Annotated in this window: 21 protein-coding genes and 7 tRNA genes; 3 read left to right on the top strand and 25 right to left on the bottom strand. The window is 49.3% G+C overall.

Annotation, left to right across the window (positions count from 1 at the left end; all coding sequences use genetic code 11):
- Positions 1-9: 9 nt before the first annotated feature.
- The 4 genes from B3G15_RS00530 to B3G15_RS00515 form a co-directional block, all read right to left on the bottom strand.
- Positions 10-672, bottom strand: a complete 663-nt coding sequence (locus B3G15_RS00530) for a Crp/Fnr family transcriptional regulator (protein ID WP_290714351.1) — start codon at positions 670-672, stop codon at positions 10-12.
- A gap of 12 nt (positions 673-684) precedes the next feature.
- A complete protein-coding gene (locus tag B3G15_RS00525) occupies positions 685-1110 on the bottom strand; it encodes a DMT family transporter (protein ID WP_023466686.1) in 426 nt (141 codons plus the stop codon).
- A 189-nt stretch (positions 1111-1299) separates the two neighbouring features.
- Positions 1300-2154 (bottom strand): PPK2 family polyphosphate kinase, encoded by an 855-nt coding sequence (locus B3G15_RS00520; RefSeq protein ID WP_050676896.1) that lies wholly within the window; start codon positions 2152-2154, stop codon positions 1300-1302.
- A 74-nt stretch (positions 2155-2228) separates the two neighbouring features.
- On the bottom strand, positions 2229-3083 hold the full coding sequence (locus B3G15_RS00515) for an NAD(P)H-binding protein (protein ID WP_290714348.1): 855 nt from the start codon (positions 3081-3083) through the stop codon (positions 2229-2231).
- A gap of 122 nt (positions 3084-3205) precedes the next feature.
- Here B3G15_RS00515 and B3G15_RS00510 point away from each other — a divergent pair, with 122 nt between their 5' ends.
- Positions 3206-3538: a winged helix-turn-helix transcriptional regulator gene (locus B3G15_RS00510; RefSeq protein WP_290714347.1), complete on the top strand. Its 333-nt coding sequence runs from the start codon at positions 3206-3208 to the stop codon at positions 3536-3538.
- A 61-nt stretch (positions 3539-3599) separates the two neighbouring features.
- Here the strand turns inward: B3G15_RS00510 and B3G15_RS00505 are convergent, their stop codons facing one another.
- The 4 genes from B3G15_RS00505 to B3G15_RS00490 all read right to left on the bottom strand — a co-directional run bounded on the left by B3G15_RS00505 (position 3600) and on the right by B3G15_RS00490 (position 6603).
- Positions 3600-4592: an NAD(P)/FAD-dependent oxidoreductase gene (locus B3G15_RS00505; RefSeq protein ID WP_290714346.1), complete on the bottom strand. Its 993-nt coding sequence runs from the start codon at positions 4590-4592 to the stop codon at positions 3600-3602.
- Positions 4593-4656: 64 nt separating this feature from the next.
- Positions 4657-5550, bottom strand: coding sequence for a phosphotransferase family protein (locus B3G15_RS00500; RefSeq protein WP_290714345.1), 894 nt, complete (start codon positions 5548-5550; stop codon positions 4657-4659).
- Positions 5547-6029 (bottom strand): GNAT family N-acetyltransferase, encoded by a 483-nt coding sequence (locus B3G15_RS00495; protein ID WP_290714344.1) that lies wholly within the window; start codon positions 6027-6029, stop codon positions 5547-5549. The genes B3G15_RS00500 and B3G15_RS00495 overlap by 4 nt, the downstream gene beginning before the upstream one ends.
- Positions 6030-6042: 13 nt before the next feature.
- Entirely contained in the window at positions 6043-6603 is a 561-nt protein-coding gene (locus B3G15_RS00490) for an isochorismatase family protein (RefSeq protein ID WP_290714343.1), read from the bottom strand.
- 129 nt (positions 6604-6732) lie between these two features.
- On the opposite strand from B3G15_RS00490, the gene B3G15_RS00485 reads away from it, so the two are divergent.
- A complete protein-coding gene (locus B3G15_RS00485; protein WP_156357224.1) occupies positions 6733-6906 on the top strand; it encodes a hypothetical protein in 174 nt (57 codons plus the stop codon).
- Positions 6907-6943: 37 nt separating this feature from the next.
- Here B3G15_RS00485 and B3G15_RS00480 read toward each other — a convergent pair whose 3' ends face one another.
- The 9 genes from B3G15_RS00480 to sigW form a co-directional block, all read right to left on the bottom strand.
- Positions 6944-7543: a short chain dehydrogenase gene (locus B3G15_RS00480; protein ID WP_290714342.1), complete on the bottom strand. Its 600-nt coding sequence runs from the start codon at positions 7541-7543 to the stop codon at positions 6944-6946.
- A 38-nt stretch (positions 7544-7581) separates the two neighbouring features.
- Positions 7582-8349, bottom strand: a complete 768-nt coding sequence (locus B3G15_RS00475; protein WP_290714341.1) for an alpha/beta hydrolase — start codon at positions 8347-8349, stop codon at positions 7582-7584.
- A 23-nt stretch (positions 8350-8372) separates the two neighbouring features.
- Positions 8373-8939, bottom strand: a complete 567-nt coding sequence (locus B3G15_RS00470; protein ID WP_290714340.1) for a hypothetical protein — start codon at positions 8937-8939, stop codon at positions 8373-8375.
- A gap of 75 nt (positions 8940-9014) precedes the next feature.
- Positions 9015-10811, bottom strand: coding sequence for a glutamine--fructose-6-phosphate transaminase (isomerizing) (gene glmS, locus B3G15_RS00465; RefSeq protein WP_050676887.1), 1797 nt, complete (start codon positions 10809-10811; stop codon positions 9015-9017).
- 412 nt (positions 10812-11223) lie between these two features.
- Entirely contained in the window at positions 11224-12579 is a 1356-nt protein-coding gene (gene glmM, locus B3G15_RS00460) for a phosphoglucosamine mutase (RefSeq protein WP_029343107.1), read from the bottom strand.
- A 29-nt stretch (positions 12580-12608) separates the two neighbouring features.
- Positions 12609-13895, bottom strand: coding sequence for a CdaR family protein (locus B3G15_RS00455; RefSeq protein ID WP_035411620.1), 1287 nt, complete (start codon positions 13893-13895; stop codon positions 12609-12611).
- Complete coding sequence (gene cdaA, locus B3G15_RS00450) at positions 13895-14755, bottom strand: diadenylate cyclase CdaA (RefSeq protein WP_050676886.1); 861 nt, start codon at positions 14753-14755, stop codon at positions 13895-13897. The genes B3G15_RS00455 and cdaA overlap by 1 nt, the downstream gene beginning before the upstream one ends.
- A gap of 79 nt (positions 14756-14834) precedes the next feature.
- A complete protein-coding gene (locus B3G15_RS00445) occupies positions 14835-15455 on the bottom strand; it encodes an anti-sigma factor (RefSeq protein WP_023466661.1) in 621 nt (206 codons plus the stop codon).
- A gap of 16 nt (positions 15456-15471) precedes the next feature.
- A complete protein-coding gene (gene sigW, locus B3G15_RS00440) occupies positions 15472-16035 on the bottom strand; it encodes an RNA polymerase sigma factor SigW (RefSeq protein WP_023466660.1) in 564 nt (187 codons plus the stop codon).
- A 220-nt stretch (positions 16036-16255) separates the two neighbouring features.
- Here sigW and tnpB point away from each other — a divergent pair, with 220 nt between their 5' ends.
- Complete coding sequence (gene tnpB, locus B3G15_RS00435; protein WP_290714339.1) at positions 16256-17428, top strand: IS200/IS605 family element RNA-guided endonuclease TnpB; 1173 nt, start codon at positions 16256-16258, stop codon at positions 17426-17428.
- Between the two features lie 78 nt (positions 17429-17506).
- Here tnpB and rocF read toward each other — a convergent pair whose 3' ends face one another.
- The 8 genes from rocF to B3G15_RS00395 all read right to left on the bottom strand — a co-directional run bounded on the left by rocF (position 17507) and on the right by B3G15_RS00395 (position 19226).
- Entirely contained in the window at positions 17507-18415 is a 909-nt protein-coding gene (gene rocF, locus B3G15_RS00430; RefSeq protein WP_023466659.1) for an arginase, read from the bottom strand.
- A gap of 211 nt (positions 18416-18626) precedes the next feature.
- Positions 18627-18702: transfer RNA gene (locus tag B3G15_RS00425), tRNA-Ala, on the bottom strand.
- A gap of 9 nt (positions 18703-18711) precedes the next feature.
- A tRNA-Gly gene (locus B3G15_RS00420) sits at positions 18712-18783 on the bottom strand.
- Positions 18784-18789: 6 nt separating this feature from the next.
- Positions 18790-18862 (bottom strand) — tRNA-Lys (locus tag B3G15_RS00415).
- A gap of 4 nt (positions 18863-18866) precedes the next feature.
- Positions 18867-18950 (bottom strand) — tRNA-Tyr (locus B3G15_RS00410).
- Positions 18951-18988: 38 nt separating this feature from the next.
- A tRNA-Thr gene (locus B3G15_RS00405) sits at positions 18989-19061 on the bottom strand.
- 13 nt (positions 19062-19074) lie between these two features.
- A tRNA-Glu gene (locus B3G15_RS00400) sits at positions 19075-19149 on the bottom strand.
- Positions 19150-19151: 2 nt separating this feature from the next.
- Positions 19152-19226: transfer RNA gene (locus B3G15_RS00395), tRNA-Asn, on the bottom strand.
- Positions 19227-19258: the final 32 nt, after the last annotated feature.

Genomic DNA, 19258 nt, shown 5'->3' with positions numbered 1-19258 from the left:
GCACCTCCTTCATTCGTAAATGCTTTCTCCGACTCGTTCCATCAATCCGTCTCGATCAATGATCTCAATCGTATGTTGCGTTCGGCGAATCAACCCATCGTCGACGAACTGGCGTAAGACACGATTGACATGACGATAGCTCGTCCCGATCAAATCTGCCGCATCGACGAGTTCCTTACTCGCAAAAGCATCCGTATTAGGTGTCATCGACAACAAATAACTGGCGAGCCGAACTTCAACCGGGTACAACAGATTGAAGCTGAGCGTATGCGATTTTAATTCAAACTTTTTCGTGATCGTCTCGAGTAAAAATAATAAAAAGGCAGAATGATGGACACGTGCTTCTTCCAAATCCGGATAGGCAATGTGTAAGACGGTCACTGGTGTCACTGCCTCGACCGTGTTCATCAAATCAATCTTTCGGACGAACTCAATATCACCGACGAGATCAAACGGATGCTTGAAGGACAACACGAGACGTTTCCCCGTTGCCGACATATGCGTGATCTTCAATTTCCCTTCGACGAGCAGGTAGAGTTCATGCGCAACATCACCTTGTCGGCATAAAGCCTCACCCGGTGCGAACGTCTGAATGTGCATCGCCTTGCGTAGCGATGCGTCAAAAACATGCGTTAACTGATACCGCTCCAAATAGCTCACAATGTCCGTCACTTCTTCTCCTCCTTAGCTCTTTAAGATGAAGATGCCTGCGACCATCATCAAGATGCCGATGATCTGCGGACCCCGCAGTCGACGTTTCATGACGCCGAACCAGCCTCTTCCGTCAATCCAGAGTGCCAGCGCTAATTGCGCCAATAAAAAGAGCGAAATCGTCAAGGTCACGCCCATCCGGTGGACCGCTGTCATGTTGCTAAATAATATAATCGCCGCAAAGGCTCCCCCTGCCAGATAGAGCGGTTTGACACGTCGCATCGCTGAAAAACTGCGATCCCGTAAGACGATCGCTAAGAGGATCGCAACGATGAACCCAGTCATCTGGGTGATCGTCGCCGCTTGCCATGTCCCGATCGTTTGACTGATCCGGGCATTGGCGACACTTTGGAGCGTTAAGAAAAAGCCACCCGCAATCGCAAATAAGACACCACGCATGTGCATACTCCTCTCTTGTTCCATGATACTTTCATTTAACGAGAGTCACTCTGATTTGAACAGGACATTTGTCCTGAGATGTGAATAAGTTCATGCTTCATGATAACTGAAAAAATTCATACAAAGCCAAATGCATCAAAAAAAACGATTGTTCTCAGCAAGAGAGCAATCGTTTTTGGTGTAAATGATTTATGCTTCTTCTTCCAATCGTTTAATCGCTTCATCTAGTTGTTCCTGATCCTCTTCCGACAACTTCGGATATTGCGGATCAATTTCCTTCAGGACGTCATTCATGACTTCGGTGACGATATAGCGGGAATACCATTCGTCATCTGCCGGTAAGATGTACCACGGTGCATACGATGTCGACGTCGCCGAGACAAGCTCAGCAAAAATCTCATGGTATTCATCCCAGTGCTTGCGCTCCTCAATATCACTGAACGAGAATTCGAAGTTTTTCGTTGGATCCTTCAGACGAGTCAACAATCGTTGCCGTTGCTCCTCTTTTGAGACATGGAATAAAAACTTGACGACCCGGAAGCCGTTCTCGACGAGATAGCGTTCAAAGTCATTGATTTGGCGATAGCGCATCTGCCACACATCTCCGTCATCCGGCTTTTCTTCCTCTTCGAGCAAATCATGGATTCGTGGCGCAATGACTTCCTCATAATAGGAACGGTTCAAGATGCCGACTTCCCCTTTTTCCGGTAGTCCTTCGTGGATCCGCCATAGATAATCATGTTTTTGCTCCGTATCCGACGGTTTTTTAACGGAAATCGTCCGAAGTCCTTGTGCGTTCAAGTTGGAAAAGATGTAGCTGATCGCCTCATCCTTCCCCGCTGCATCAATCGCTTGCAGGATGACGAGGACGCCGTTCTTTTCTTCAGCATGCAAACGCCAGTGTAACTCTTGTAACGTCTCGACACTTTTGGGAATCCGCTTCTCTCGCAATTCCGCTTCCGAAATCTCATGTTTTTCTGATGTCGGGTAATTCGAAAACGAGACTTGCTCGCCTTCCTTAACACGATAGGATGACAGTTTCATGGTAGGGTTCCTCCTTCAATTGCTTCTAAAAGGGGTTTACCCTACTCGTTCATCCTAAAAACGTTCAGATGAACTTATCTTTTCAAAAGGAGACGGACTCCCTCTTCTAGCGTCGTCACAGGACGACCGAGTAATTCTTCAAAATCAGTACTTTCCACTGCAAGGGTCACTGCTGCGATATCTGCCTGGATACCAGTTAACATTGGAATCAAGAAGTCAGGTAAGCCAGCTGCTTGCATCCGTTCGCCATAGGTCGCGCCATCTACTTCATCTAAAGCGACCGGTCGGTTAAGCACTGTTCCGACTGCAGTCGCAAGTTCTGCTTGTGTATGCAACGGTCCCGATAGTTCATAGATCGCTTTTGGATGCTCAAGCGTCAGCCCCGTCGCAATCGCCAATGCATACTCATCTTGTAACGCCCATCCGACTTTTCCTTCACCTGCAGCCGTTAACCAATCTGCGCCTTGTGAAACGGCATCAATCGTTCCGAGTTCATTTTCGAGATACCAGTTGTTGCGGAAAAAGACATACGGGATACCTGTCGCTTGAATCGCTTCTTCTGTGACCCGATGTGTTCGCGCAAGTCCGTTCGTACTGTGTGCCGCATTGGCGATACTCGTATAGCCGATCAGCTTGACGCCTGCCGCTTGTGCTGCCGTGACAGCGGCTTGATGTTGCCGGATCCGTGTTGCTTCTTCACCGTCCGTCGAGATGATCAGCAGACGATCGATGCCTTGAAACGCGTGTCCGAGTGTTTCCGGCTGATCAAAATCACCATGCCGGACATCGATTCCTTGCGTCGTAAGGGTTGCCGCTTTTTCAACGTCACGGACACTAACCGCTACATGTTCGATGCCGACTTGTTCACTGAGATGTTGCACGATCCGTGCACCTAATTTTCCGGTTGCTCCTGTAATTAACCATTTCATGATGAAACCACTCCTTTGAAGTTTGATGTTGTTCTTCATGATACGCCAGGTGATACACTAAAAAAAGTAGGCACTTATCTGAAACTAGGTCCCTCAAAACGAACCAATGGGAGAGGATGAACGTGGCTGTATTCGATTCAACAACTAATCAACGGACGGCTTGTCCAGTCACTCGGGTCCAACAGATGGTCGCTGGCAAATGGAAGATCATCTTGCTCTGGCACCTGACACACGGGACGCATCGTTTTCATGAACTGCAACAATTAACAGGCATCTCTAAAGGAACATTAACGCGTCAGCTTCGCGAGCTCGAGGCGGACGGTTTGATTCAACGACACGTCTTTGGCGAAGTTCCTCCTCGAGTTGAATATTCCCTGACGGATGCCGGACATAGTTTTTTACCGATTCTTGACCAAATGGCAGCTTGGAGTGAGCAACACTTCCAGGGGGGATGATCGTGAGTAACAAAAAAACATGCGCTTCTTCTCGATTCAGAAAAGAAGTGCATGTTGTCGTTCATTCCGTCGCTGTCACCGTCTGACGTAAGTGGGTATCAATCGCCTCTGCGACGCGTAATCCGGAGATGACAGCACTCTCGACGCGCGTCCGCCCTGACGCATCATCGGCTTCAAGGAACGCATCCCCGGCAAGCCAAAGCGGATGTGCCGCTAGTTTCAAATGCGGTGTCCGGTAAACCGCACGTGCCTGAGCGTAACGCCAACGTTTGAGCTGACGCGAAACAATCGTCACCGGTCCGAGTTGCTGTTGTAACAGCCGCTCGACTTCAGCGAGTGTCTCTTCTTCCGAACGCTCGTACCAGTCTTCACTGAAGCGAGCTGTCATATAGACGCTCAAGAGTGTCGTCTTCGAAATCTGCTTCTCGGCATTATTGACGAGTTTTAACATCCCATCGACGAGTTGTTCGTCTTGTAGGCCGACTTCCCCGATCGTCAGTCGCTCTTTGATTTCAAACAGACCCACGAATGTCGGCTCGAACGTCACTTGGCGCAACTGCTCATGATCGTCATCTCCAAGCGCCAGATCAGAAGACTGCAACAGTTCATATGCTTGCGGCACAGGCGCCGTCACGAGTAACGCATCATACGTACCTTGATGATCCGTAGCTTGTGTGACGAGTTCGTCCTCTGTTGCCGTAATATGCGTGACCTGTTCATTCAACTGGACGGGAATCCCTCGACCAATCGCTTGTACGAGTTGATTCATACCATTCGTTGCGACATAGCGTGGAAAATCCGTTCCGAACCACTTACGAACCCATCCCTTCTCAAGCCATTCGTCGACTTCGCGTTCCAACTCTTCCGTCCGAACTGTAAAGAAGACGGCACCATGATCCGCTGTTCCTTGATCAATCCGACGAGTTGCCATTCGCCCCCCGACGCTCTGGCTTTTTTCGATGATTTCAACAGCATGTCCTGCTGCCTGCAATTGACGTGCCGCAAAGATTCCGGCGAGTCCACCACCGATGATTCCGATTCGTTTCCCTGTCATCTCGCTTCCCCCTCATATTCCTCATTTCCCTAAGTATAGAGGTTTCTTCCAAGACATGGGTGAATCAATACCCGTCCGATATGCTCGTCATCTGTAATTCCTGCTCGATGAGCATGATGTTCTCCTCAAAGAACACCCGGTGCTCTCCTAGTCCACGTTTGATGCACCACCCGACGGCCGTGAGTGCTTCCCACAAACGATAGTATGCTAGATACGTCTCGATTGGCACGTCTGGGTGTAACGTCGCGTATCCTTCTTGAAATGCCGTGACGTAAGCGGAACCGAACGTATTGAGATTACGGACGATCTTCGTGAAGTCCATCTCGACGGCCCCGTAGCGGGTCGTCTCGAAATCGATCACCCCTGTGACTTGATCACCTACCGTCAGTAAATTTGCTAGGCGGAAGTCACAATGTGTGGCAACGGGACGTGAAGGCTCCGGTAACGACTGTTCTCGTCTGACTAACTCTGTTTGGATGTTCTCTAAAAAAACGGGATCAAGTTCGGATGTGATGAACGGCATGAACCCCTCGAGTTTTTCATTCCGGAAGCGTCGCCAATCCTGAACCGGATAGGCATAAAATCCATCCTCCGTATACTCGCCGTAAGCTTCTCCTGTACACGTATGCAGCATTGTGAGCGTTCGACCAATTTCGTACGCCAATTTTTTAGTCATCGTGATCGGTGCCTGTCCCGCTAAGGCAGCAAGTACGAACGCCCCTGTCGTCTGCCCGGGAGCTGCTTCAGCTAAGATGTGCGGCACGGGTACAGATCCTTCTAGTGCATGAATCCAGCCACGTTCCCGGTACCACTTTTCAGCCGTATACGGGCGCTTCAAGAAAACGACCTGACCATCCGTTAGGACGAGACGATCGACTTCAGAACTATACGATTCGTCGACAGTCGCGCATGCTGCGACGTCGAGTTGAAAATGTTCAATCCATTCGTCTCGTGTCATTCCGTCGTCCCCACTATTTTCTGTAGCGTTTCACCTGGTAGACCGTCAATCGGTCCAACATAGGTCGATTCAAAACCTAATCCGATCAAAATACGGCGCGATGCTTCATGCGCTGGATCAATCGTTGCCGTGACGACCTGTAGCTCTTCTTCTATCGCTAACTGTAAGAGACGCTCTGCAATCGCTGTGCCGTATCCGCGTCCCCACTGATCGGGTAGCAGCATGTAACCGAGCTCTGCTTCGAACGGTTGCGTTTGACTCCGGGTCATGTGTCCGATTCCAATCCATGTCTCTTCGGCATAAATCAAATACGATCCGAGTCGGTCGTGCTGCTGTTGTTCAAGGATTCGGTCAAAGCGCTGTTTCGTTTCCGCATCTGTTAATGCCTGTTCCGTGATGTAACGCATGACACGTTCGTCTTGGACGAGCGTTGCGTAGCGTTCGTAATCGGGCGCTGTTATTTTTTGTAATTCAATCATCTTATTCTCCTCTTCATGTCCGGTAATCATTGTGGGTTGGGGTGAAGACATCTTCCGTCGACGGACGAACAATCGCAAAGTGCTCGACGTTATAATGACCGTGCAAGACTTGATTGTGGTGGGCGATCATTTGCTCCGGCGTCAGGACATCGGACCCGTTCGTCGTATGCCCGTCGGCGACGAGTGTGACATCAAAACCATGCACCGTCGCACTGCGCACCGCAGTATCGATGCAGTGTTCCGTCTTACAGCCTAAGACGATCAGATGTTCAATCGATGCTTGGCGTAGATAATCAAGCAAGGGGGTGCCATGAAACGCATTCGTCGCCGCTTTATCAAACGTGACACTCGACGCTGGAACGGGAATCGAGTCATGGACTGCAAACCCAGGTCCTGTTCCGCCAGCGACGTCCAGATCCCGAATGAAAACGACCGGGATGTTCCGTTCGTCTGCTTCAAGTACGACTGCTTCGATGACATGCGCGACTTGTTTTTTTAAGTATACCGGACGTTCTTCCGTGTTCCCGTCAACGAGTTCCTGTTGAAAATCAATCACTAGCACCGCTTGTTTCATCGTCATGTTCCTCCTTGTAAAATCGACTGCTTGTTTCCTTCCCGTTCATCTGAATGATTTCCTGCTCCTGACAGACGCGAAACCTTTTAGCTGTTGGATTCGTTAAGAAGAAGGAAAGGATGTGTCTGGATGATTTGGTTTGGCGTCATCTTCTTATGTGTGCTTCTCGTCAATCTGACACTGGAGAAACTAATCATGAACCGGACGATGACAGGTCGCTGGTTCGTACGCAACTTACTCATTTGTCTCGGGATCACTCTATTACTATTCGGAATCGAACGTTATGTCATATCCGGATTCTAAAAAAGCAGATAGCGATTTTCGCTACCTGCTTTTTTAGTTAATAGACTTCGTAATTTTGCCCCGTCTGTGCCCCTTCGACACTCTTTTCGAACGCCGTCGCGACACGTGACGCCGGAACAGCTTCAAAACCACGGAAGAAGGGTCCGTACTTCTCAAGCGACTCGATCAGTACGTTCGGGCTGACGCTGTTGATCCGAATACCTCGTGGCATCTCGATCGCCGCTGCATGAACGAACGCTTTGACCCCACCGTTCGCAAGCGCTGCGGATGCACCTTGTCGAATCGGATCGTCCATCATGATGCCGGTCGTCAGCGTAAAGCTTCCGCCGTCTCGTACTGACTCTAAACCAAGCAAGATGAGATTGACCTGACCTTTTAGTTTACTGTCAATCCCGATTTGATTAAGTTCCGGTGTTAAGTCCGTCAATGGGCCAAAATGAGCGCCACCTGTCGCACTAATGACGGCATCAACAGAACCGACTGTTTCATACATTGCCCGAATACTTTCCTCTGACGTAATATCGACTTGTACATCCGCTCCGCTTCGTCCGGCACGAATGATGTCATGCCGCTCACTCAGCCGTTCGACGACTGCCTGCCCAATCGTTCCGCTTGCTCCTACTACTAAAATTCGCATGACCCCGTCCCCTTTCACGTCTAGCTTACTTCTCTAGCCTACTGCACAGCAGATGATGGTTTCAAGGATTCTACCGGATGCGTCTTCAAGAAGATGAGGATTTCTTCGAACAAACGTTGCTTATCCCGATCGAGCGTCAGTAAATGTTTACTGTTCGGAAGAAGAACCTTTTTCTGATCTCGGCTCGGCACCGTCGTTTCGATTCGCTCGAGACTCGCATGATAGACGGCATCATCTAAGGCGCCAAGGAATAGAGCGATCGGCTGCGTGATCTTCGGCAAGACGACTCCTGTGTCGAGAATGAACTGTTGCAGTGCCCGTAAGTCTTTTTCCGGGCGTGGAAAATGACGGTCGACAAAATCTAAGATCCACTCTGGCGAACGATCGTCAAATTGAAAATACCGTTCCGTATACCGACGGACGCGGTGCTCGAGTCCCGCAATCGTCCGCTCAAGAATCGGCGTTGAGAGTAAGACAAGTCCGGCACATCCTGACTGTTCTGCCAATCGAAGTGCCATCACTCCACCGAGTGATTGTCCGATCAAAAAGATGTCGTTGTACCCTTGATCACGTAAAAACGCGAGTCCGGCTTGCGCGGATTGCCAGACGTCTTCGATTGTCGTCTCAAACAAGCGCTCCGGCGATTCCCCGTGCCCGGCGTAATTGGGCGCGTAACAGGTATAGCCGGCTGTATGTAAAAAACGAGCGAGTCCCCGCACCTCATTCGCACTTCCCGTAAAACTATGTAACAACAAAACAGCAGGTCCAGGTCCTTCTAAGTACAGATCCTTTGATTTCGTAATCAAGTGCGCCCCTCCTTTTCATCTCTTCACACTTCCTCTACCGAAGCATCCTCCCGTAACGATTCTATAATCCGAAAGCCTGGGTAGTCCGCTTCGGATCGTCGTTCGCCACTTGACCGATAATAAGCATTCCAGTAACTGATCATCCGGTCTTCAATTCGCTTCATGTATGCCGGATCATCCTCAACGAATCGCCGCTTCACTTCCGGATCCCATTGCTCGATTGCGGGTACGATGATGTCGACGATTTCACGGACGTATTCACTAGCAAGTTCGATGAGATAGGCGAGAACCCATCCGTCGTGTGAATGGTTTTTAAGTAACTGCTGAAGATAATACTCACGAACATGACCATCATGGTGACGGGTGTAAAGACAAAATAACATCGTCTGCTGAGTCGGCGTTAGTTGCTTGATCCGCTCGGAGTCGATTTCTGACACGTATACACGCATCGGAATCTGTATCTGTTCCTGCTCTACATTTACTTCGATCGCCCCTGGTGATAAACGCGTCCATCCAAACGGTAGACATGCTTTAACGACCCGAACGTCCTGTTCATATCTCTTAGGAAATGCGATGATCCAGCGGTTCATCTCGTTCTCCTCCTAATATAAAAACTCCAAACGGCAGACGCTTACACGCCTGTCATTTGGAGTCGATTTGTTTCCTTATTCAACCGTTACCGACTTCGCCAAGTTACGTGGCTTATCGACGTCACAGTCGCGACCGAGTGCCGCGTAGTATGAGATCAATTGAAGTGGTAAGACAGACAAGAGCGGTGACAAGAGTGGCTCGACTGCTGGGATGACGAATGCATCCGTCGGCAATTCAAGACCTTCTGCTGCGATGACACACGCGTTTGCCCCACGTGCGACGACTTCCTTGACGTTCCCACGGTTGTTGAGGTGAACGTGTGGTTGTGTCACGAGCGCGATGACTGGTGTGTTGTCTTCGATCAAAGCAATCGGACCGTGCTTGAGCTCTCCACCCGCGTATCCTTCTGCTTGGATATACGAGATCTCTTTGAGTTTCAATGCGCCTTCCATCCCGACGTACGCATCTTGTCCACGACCGATGAAGAACGCGTTACGTGACTCAGACAAGTATTCTGTCGCGATTTCTTGGAAACGATCCTTTTGAGACATGACTGATTCCATCGCACTTGAGATTTTACCGAGTTCCTTCATGAGATCGAAGTTGACGGCAACCCCTTTCGCTTGAGCGAGGTCAAACGCAAGGACAGCAAGAACAGCGATTTGAGCTGTATACGCTTTTGTTGAAGCAACAGCGATTTCTGGACCTGCGTGGAGCAACAATGTTGCGTTTGCTTCACGTGACAATGTTGATCCTGGAACGTTCGTGATCGTCAGTGCCGGGTGACCGAGTTTCTTCGCTTCGACGAGAACGGCACGGCTATCCGCTGTTTCACCTGATTGTGAAAGGAAGAGGAAGAGCGGTTTCTCTGTCAATAATGGCATGTTGTATCCGAACTCAGAAGAGATGTGCACTTCTGTCGGGATGCCTGCGATTTGTTCGATCAACTGTTTTCCGATCAAACCAGCATGGTAGCTTGTTCCACAACCGATGATATAGACACGGTCACGACCGAGTACGAGATCACGGACCGATTGGTCGAGTGTAATGTCGCCTGCTTCGTTTTGATATTTTTGAACGATGTTACGGATGACCGCTGGTTGCTCATCCATCTCTTTGAGCATGTAGTGCGCGTACGTTCCTTTTTCGATGTCTGATGCATCGATTTCAGCCGTGTACGCTTCACGCTCTTGGACGTTCCCATCGAGATCTTGGATCGTGACGCTATCACGCGTCAAGATGATCATCTCGCCATCATGCAACTCGATGAATTGATCCGTTACTTGTAACATTGCCATTGCGTCTGATGCGACGACGTTGAACGTACCATCACCGAGACCAACGAGAAGTGGTGATTTGTTTTTTGCGACGTATAAGACGTCTGGATTTTCAGCATCGATCAATGCGAGGGCATACGAACCGTGCAAGACACGGAGTGTTTGACGGAATGCTTCCGCGACGTCACCTGTCTCGTTGAAGTTCTTTTCGATCATCTGAACGATGACTTCTGTATCCGTGTCGCTGAGGAGATCGACATTCAATTCTGCTTTTAGCTGCTCATCGTTTTCGATGACGCCGTTGTGAACGAGTGTGAAACGTGCTGACGCACTTTGGTGCGGGTGCGCGTTTGGTACGCTTGGGACACCGTGTGTCGCCCAGCGTGTGTGTCCGATTCCGACTGTGCCGTCTGCTTCAGCAGGAACGACTTCGCGTAGCGCAGCAATCCGGCCTACTTCTTTGTGGACTTGAACGCCGTCGTTGACGAACGCAAGACCTGCCGAGTCATAGCCGCGGTACTCGAGCTTCTCGAGACCTTTTAATAAAATTTCCTTCGTGTTGACCTGTCCGATCATACCTACGATTCCGCACATGTTACATCTCTCCATTTACAAGTATTTCCCTAAAGAGGAAACGGCTCTTGTTGAGAGGATCCCGATCGGTCTGTTTGTCCGTCCAATCACTTGAACGATTTCAGAACGATTTACGGTATGGATCTGGTACCGGGAGGCATCCGCCGAATGATTCGATAAACCTCCACCTCGTCAGCTTTCATCCTACGAAGAAAGCCCTGGCGCTTCTTGTTTCCGTCTGACCCCGTTTCTGTCCGACTTCACCATCATACGAACTTTAATCTGAAAAAGCAAGAAAGGTAACGTATTTGTAACTATTCCCGATATTTTTCTAATCAATACGTATAATCCCTATATTTTGTAAAAATCTCAATCTGTTTTTCTAAAATAATTGTAAAAAAAGAAGCAGAGCAATCGCTCTGCTTCAGGCTGCTTAGTTTTCTTGTAACGCGTAGTTCTCACGAACGACGTTCGCGATCCGCTCGACGTATGCATCACATGCTTCTTGTGTCGGAGCTTCTGCCATGACACGAACGAGTGGTTCTGTTCCTGACGCACGAACGAGGATCCGTCCGTTCCCCGCCATCTCTGCTTCGACTTCAGCAATGATCGCTTGCACGGCAGGACCGCTCATTGCACCATTTTTGTCTGAAACACGGATGTTTACGAGACGTTGTGGGAAGATCGGCATCTCAGCTGCGAGTTCCGATAACTTCTTCCCTGTCGCTTTCATGATTTGCAACAACTGGACGCCCGACAACATGCCGTCCCCTGTCGTTGAGTAATCCATGAAGATGATATGACCAGACTGTTCGCCACCGAGTGTATAGTCGTTCTTACGCATCTCTTCGACGACATAACGGTCACCGACCGCTGTTTGAAGCGCCGTCATCCCGTTTTCTTCGACGGTTTTATGGAAACCGAGGTTACTCATGACCGTCGCAACGATCGTGTTGTCTTTCAGACGACCGAGTTCGTTCAAGTATTTCCCGCAGATGAACATGATTTTATCGCCATCGACGATATCACCGTTCTCATCGACTGCGATCAAGCGGTCGCCGTCTCCATCAAACGATAAACCAACATCTGCGCCTTTTTCCTTAACGAAGGCAGCGAGATGTTCAGGGTGTGTCGAACCAACACCATCATTGATGTTGAGTCCGTTCGGAGTTGTACCGATCGTCGATACTTCTGCTTCCAAGTCACCGAATAGACGTGGTGCGAGGCTTGACGTCGCCCCGTGTGCGCCGTCGATCGCGACATGGATGCCTGAGAAATCTTCATCCGATGTCTGACGAAGCATGTGGAGATATTTCTGAGCCCCTTCATAGTAATCATGAACGAAGCCGAGTTCTTTTCCGGCTGGACGTGGCAATGTATCTTCTGCTTCATCGAGTAATGCTTCAATTTCAAGTTCTGTTGCATCATCGAGCTTAAAGCCGTCTGAACCGAAGAACTTGATCCCGTTATCTTCCACTGGATTGTGCGATGCAGAGATCATGACTCCGGCTGTCGCATCCATCGTTTTTGTCAAGTATGCGACACCTGGTGTCGAGATGACACCAAGACGCATGACTTCTGCACCGATTGATAACAGACCCGCGATAAGTGCATTCTCAAGCATTTGACCAGATACACGTGTATCGCGTCCAATCAAGACTTTTGGTCGTGTGCTTTCGTGTTTCGTCAACACGTAACCACCTGTTCGACCGAGGCGATACGCAAGTTCCGGTGTCAATTCTACGTTTGCGACGCCGCGTACGCCGTCAGTTCCAAAATACTTACCCATGTGTTATTTCCTCATTTCACTAATTTGTTTTAATTGGTCGGAATGGATGTCCGGGGAATCGCTTTTAATGTGACATCCATATTATCCGGACGCAGGACATCAAAGGCTTTTGATGTCTGATACGAGATCGGCAATCCATGCGTTCCTTCTTTTAATCCTGTCACGTCGATGACCGCTTTGATATCCGTCGCATCAATCGATGCTAAATCAGATTCTTTCCCACGGACGACGACATCAATCGTTTGATTATAATCAATCGTATACTTTGATTCATCGAATCCATTCAACGTGACCGTCACACCCGGAATCGTTTTCTCCGCTCGATCCTCGACGGTTTCTGTCGTCGAATTGGCATTTTCTTTTTCGACGACGATATTGACGGTGACCTGTGTCGGATCCATCGCCGTCGCGTTTTCCGGTTCGACGAGTTTGACGGTTTTTTCCGTCGTCTTCGTCAATCCTTTGAGCGAGACCGCTTCCGTATCGACGGAACCGATGCGCTCTAATTCTTCTTTTGTTCCATATAGACGAGCTTCCGTCGTGACGGGAACGATCTTGACGACGGTATACCCTTTTTTGACGTTGTCTTTTGTCTTCACATTAATCGGTACCGTCTTACTTTCCTTATAGATCGGTACTGTGATTTCTAATTGTTCCGGTTGATAAGATGCATTGATCGTATTCCCGTTCGTATCAGTCGCTTTAGCATTGAACGTCTCTTTGAACGTCTCTGCCCGACCGGTCACATCGATCGGTACTTGGATCGCTGAAATCGCCTGTAACTTCTCTGCGCCTCCCGTGACTTCAACAGTTTGTTGGTTCGGCTGCGCTTCCCCAGCGACATATCCTTCAGCGATTTTGTTTTTATTGAGTAAGGCGACTTGTACCGGTACTTCCTTTGTAATCTTCTTATCGAGGAAAACTTCGATCGTCTCCTGTTTTGGTGTCACCTCGACATCTTTTCCGAAGCCAGTTGCTGTGACACGGACACGATGATAGCCAGGGTCGAGTCCTTTCAAATCAATCGATAATCCAAAATCTTGGACGAGCCGGAGCATCGTCAAGCTACTCGACGGACCTTTGACGGTCACTTCCATACTATCTGGAATATTATAGGCGACCCACTGCGATTCATCATACTGGACCGTGACCGGCACGTCAAATTTCGTCGAACCTTGTCCCGCGATCGGTAATAGACTAGCGGCATCACTTTTTCCCGTCGTATTCGAACCTGCGACCATCAAATACAACATGACGGCTAAGGCGACGGCAACGATGCGTAAAAACCAGCGTTCATTGAACCACTTTTCGAACATTATTTTTTCGCCCCCATCCAGTTCAAGAAGGAAGTATTCGTCGGCTCAGCCTTGACGATCGTCTCAAGTAACTTCGTCCGTAAGGATTCTTCGTCGAGTTCCCGGTACAGACGTCCATTGATGGCGAGTGAGACACCACCCGTTTCTTCCGAAACGACGAGCGTGACGCTATCCGTCACCTCACTGACACCGATGGCAGCGCGGTGACGTGTTCCAAGCTCTTTTGAGATATGTGCACTCTCAGACAGCGGTAAGTAACAAGCGGCTGCTGCTAACTTGCCTTGCTGGACGATGACGGCACCATCATGTAAGGGTGTATTCGGAATGAACAAGTTGATCAACAACTGACTCGTGATTTGTGAACCGAGCGGAATGCCCGTCTCCACGTATTCACTCAGTCCTGTCTCGCGTTCAATCGTCACGAGTGCTCCGATACGCCGTTTTGACATGTACTGAGCAGACGATACGAGTGCATCGACGATTCGAACTTGTTCATCTTCATCACTGATGGCACTACGTGAGAAAAATTTACTCGTTCGTCCTAAGTGTTCCAGTCCACGTCGGAGTTCAGGTTGGAAGATGATGATGATCCCCAGTAACCCGTAGGTGATGATTTGATTCAATAAGAATTGCAATGTTTTGAGTCCAAAAAAGCCACTCAAGAACCAACTGATCAAAATGACCGAGATCCCTTTAATGAGCTGGACTGCTTTTGTTCCTTTGACAATGATCATGAGACGGTAAATGACGAACGTCACGACCGCAATATCAATCACGTCATTAATATAATCGTACCAATGTACGTTTTCTCCCAGTTTCAACAATTGAAATTGAAGTGGTTGCCAGCTGAAGTAATTCACCAACCGTGCCCCCTAACTCATCTGATTTAAACAGTTTCCATTATAGCACAAAGGGACGAGTTCGACTCGTCCCAGCTGATTATTGAAATAGACGCTTGATTCCGTACCAAACGCGTTCGAATAATTGATCAATTTCCTTGATTTCTCCGGTCACGCTACCAGCACTCGCCGTGTAAGCTTTCCCGTCAACGGTCATGACATCGCCATTGACTTTCCCTTCGATTCGGACGTTCCCACCTTCGACATATAGATCTTGATCGACCGTGACGCCTTTCGGGACGACGACCTCGCCATTTTGAGCGACGATGCCTGGTGCATTCGTATAGGATAAGTCATGTTCTTCTTGTGCCATATAACCACCTAGGCTACCGACCGACAAGAGTAAGAAAACAGCCGCTGCCGCGAGCAATGGGTACTGCTTCATCTTACCTCCAAAACGAGACGGTTGCGGTTGGTGTAGCAAAGCAGCGCTTGGCGTCTCCACCTGTTCAGGCAATTGTGCCAGCACGCGGGATGTAAAATCTGCCGATAATTTAGGCGCTGGAAGTTGACGCAGTCGAGCATCAAGGAGCCGATACTCTTCGAACTCGTCCATCGCGTCTACTTCTCGTAACTCTGCTTCTAATCGCTCGAATTCCTCAGGTGGTTGGTTTTGGTCTAAATAATCCTGGATCCGTTCATGTACATGCTCTCGTGACATGGTGAGTTCCTCCTTCTCATCGTTTAGCAAAATGCTTCTTCAGCGCTTCTCGTCCACGATGAATTCTAGTTTTGACAGTAGCGACAGGTAATTCGATCATTTCACTGATTTCCTTTAGCGAAAGATCCTCTACATATTTCAGGACGAGTGGGACACGGTATTTTTCTGGTAAAGCTGCAATCGCGTCCCCGACTTCGTTTCGTTGCTCGTTATCGACCACTTGATCCTCCGGCAAGGTGTCCTTGCTCTCGAGTTGTGAATACAATGTCAGTCCTTCAGTACCTGACATCTCAGCATCAAGAGAATAGTCAGGTTTCTTTTTCCGTAATCGGTCAATCGATACATTCGTGACGATTCGGTACAACCAAGTCCGGAACTTCCATTGTGCATTATACGAATCAATCTTCGTAAATACACGGATGAAGGCTTCCTGTGTCGCATCCTCCGCTTCCATTCGATCGCGCAAGACGCGGAAAGCCACAAGAAAGGCACCTTCCTTATATAGATCAACAAGTGCCGCGAATGCATCACGGTCTCCCTGTTTCACTCGCTCAATTAAGCGTAGTGTCGTTTCTTCCACTTTGAATACCCCCCGCTCTATGCGGTCAATCTCTTATACGAAGTCGACCGATAAATGTTTCATCTCCTTTTAAATTGTAACAAAAAAACTTGAACCCCGATGAAAAGAGTTCAAGTTCTATCTAAATTAGGCGAGAGCACTCCCACTTCTAAACGAAGTGAAAGTGGGAGGTGAATCGCCCCTCCCTTTCGGGTATAAACCTTTCTAGGAGGTGAAAAATATGTGGAAGCATAAGGCCTACAAATTCAGGATCTACCCGACAAAAGAGCAGGAAATCCTGATTGCGAAGACCATTGGTTGTTCGCGCTTCGTCTTCAACCACTTCTTAGCGAAGTGGGAGGAGACGTATAAAGCGACAGGCAAAGGACTGTCATACGGTTCTTGTTCAAAAGAAATCCCGATGCTGAAGCAAGAGTTCGACTGGCTGAGAGAAGTCGATAGCCATTCGCTTCAATCGAGTGTCAAACATCTTTCCGATGCGTTTGACCGCTTCTTCAAGAAGCAGAATGAACGGCCCCGATTCAAATCGAAGCGTCATCCCGTCCAATCCTACAAAACCAATATCGAGAAAAAGAACCAACTTCCCGAAGTGTCAATCGTCGGCAGCAAGCTCAAACTGCCTAGGCTGAAGTGGGTACGTTTTGCGAACTCGAGGCAGGTAGCAGGACGAATCTTGAACGCGACAATCCGACGTACCGCTTCAGGCAAATACTTCGTCTCCCTGCTCGCCGAGCAGGAGATCCACGAACTGCCGAAGACGGGTTCATCGGTCGGCGTCGATGTCGGGTTGAAGCACTTCGCCGTCCTGTCAGACGGCACCGTCTACCAAAACGACCGTTACTTCCGAACGCTTGAGAAGAAGCTCGCGCGCGAGCAACGCAAGCTCTCTCGACGTCAGCGCATGGCCTTGGATAAAAAAGTCAAGCTGTCCGAGGCGAGGAACTATCAGAAGCAAAAGCGGAAGGTCGCCCGCATCCACGAAAAGATTGCCAACAAACGCACCGACTTCCTGCACAAGGTATCGGCCGAGATCGTCAAAAACCACGACGTCATCGGCATCGAGACCTTGCTGGTGAAAAACATGCAGAAGAACCGCAGGTTGAGCAAGTCCATCTCCGAGGTCAGCTGGTCAGCGTTCTTCCGCATGCTGGAGTACAAAGCAAACTGGTACGGGAAGACCATTGTGAAGGTCAGGAAGACCTTCGCATCGAGCCAACTGTGCTCGAGTTGCGGTCATCAACACCAAGACGTGAAACGTCTTGGCTTGCGCGAATGGACATGCCCGGGTTGCGGTATCCACCACGACCGTGATGTGAATGCAGGACTGAATCTCAAACAAGAAGCCGAACGCCTCTTAGCTTCTTCAACCGTCGGGACGACGGGGTTAGCCTGATCAGGTTTCGACCGTTAGGTCGGATCACCCAGGAATCCTCCACCTCTAAGCAAAGCGCAGGTGGAGGTAGTTCAACCATTATTTTACTAAGCGATGTGTTTCCATTGCCAAAAGTAGATCTCCGATCAGTTCATTCGCAAGTTCTGCTGTTCCGTTTCCTTCTTCAAGCAACGGATTCACTTCAACGAATTCAGCTGCAATGAAGTCTTCTGCCGTTGCGCAATGCTGGAGCACCGTCTTCGCATCGTCTAAGAAAATGCCATCGGCGACACGTGTTCCTGTACCAACGACGAGTGATGGATCGAGACCATCCATATCAAAGCTAAGATAGAACGCATCCGTCGTTTCCTTCAAATAGGCAATCGCTTCTTCCATGATCGCGTCCATTCCCCGAGTTCGGATCGCTTCCATATCATAGACACGAATACCAAGACGATCAATCAGCTCTTGTTCGCCTGGATCAACGTCACGTAATCCGATGAAGACGAGATGTTCCGGTTGCAGCTTGACATCTGTTCCTCCGACTTCCGTTAAACGCTGATGTCCTTCCCCAAGGGCTACAGCGAGCGGCATACCGTGGATGTTTCCAGACGGTGATGTTTCCGGTGTATTCAAATCACCGTGTGCATCGAACCAGATGACGCCAAGACGTGGTACAGTCTGGCGTAATCCTGCAATCGTTCCGATCGCCATGCTGTGATCACCACCGACTAATAACGGAAAACGTTGCTCCGATAACGCATCACGTACAATTAGATGCAAGTCATTCGTCGTATGGACGACGCCTTCAAGACGTTTCAGCTTCGGATCTTCTTCTCGGACCGCATCCTCGGATAAAACAGCCGCTTCCCCGTAGCGTACTGCTTCTTGTCCCCGTGCTTCGAGTGTCGCGAGTAGACCCGCTTTTTCGACAGCAGCAGGTCCGTGTTCAGTGCCTGGCTTTCCTTGTCCATAACGGTACGGTACGCTGATATACGCAATGTTCATACGATATTCCCCCTATGTCATAGTCACTTCTACATATATTGTAAGCGGTAACAAACAAGTGGTTCAACTCAACAAAAAAACGCATGAATATACAAAAAAACACCGTGAAGGGAATCACGGTGTTCTTGCGTACGTACTCTGGTTATGCTTGGCATTTCATATAAAAAAAACTTAAGACGAACGAAACTCGCTTAAGATCTTTAAATAAAATTGGTGGAGCCTAGCGGGATCGAACCGCTGACCTCCTGCGTGCAAGGCAGGCGCTCTCCCAGCTGAGCTAAGGCCCCAAAAGAAAAAGCGGAAGACGGGATTCGAACCCGCGACCCCGACCTTGGCAAGGTCGTATTCTACCACTGAACTACTTCCGCAAGAAATGAGCCATGCAGGATTCGAACCTGCGACCCTCTGATTAAAAGTCAGATGCTCTACCAACTGAGCTAATGGCTCGACATGGTGGGGGGGGGCGGATTCGAACCGCCGAACCCGAGGGAGCGGATTTACAGTCCGCCGCGTTTAGCCACTTCGCTACCCCCCCAGTTTGTCTAGGAAACTTATACAATTGAGAAAAAACAGTGCCGGCAACAGGAGTCGAACCCGCGACCTACTGATTACAAGTCAGTTGCTCTACCAGCTGAGCTACACCGGCACAAAAAGTATAATGGTGACCCGTACGGGATTCGAACCCGTGTTACCGCCGTGAAAGGGCGGTGTCTTAACCGCTTGACCAACGGGCCATTGGCTCCGCAAGTAGGATTTGAACCTACGACCTACCGGTTAACAGCCGGTTGCTCTACCACTGAGCTATTGCGGAATAAATTAAATGCCTGGCAACGTCCTATCCTC

It is taken from the genome of Exiguobacterium sp. UBA1053 (assembly GCF_002316465.1).
Taxonomy (GTDB): Bacteria; Bacillota; Bacilli; order Exiguobacteriales; family Exiguobacteriaceae; genus Exiguobacterium_A; species Exiguobacterium_A abrahamii.
Note: the sequence above shows the minus strand (reverse complement) of the source record. Positions and strands in the feature narration are given on the sequence as shown.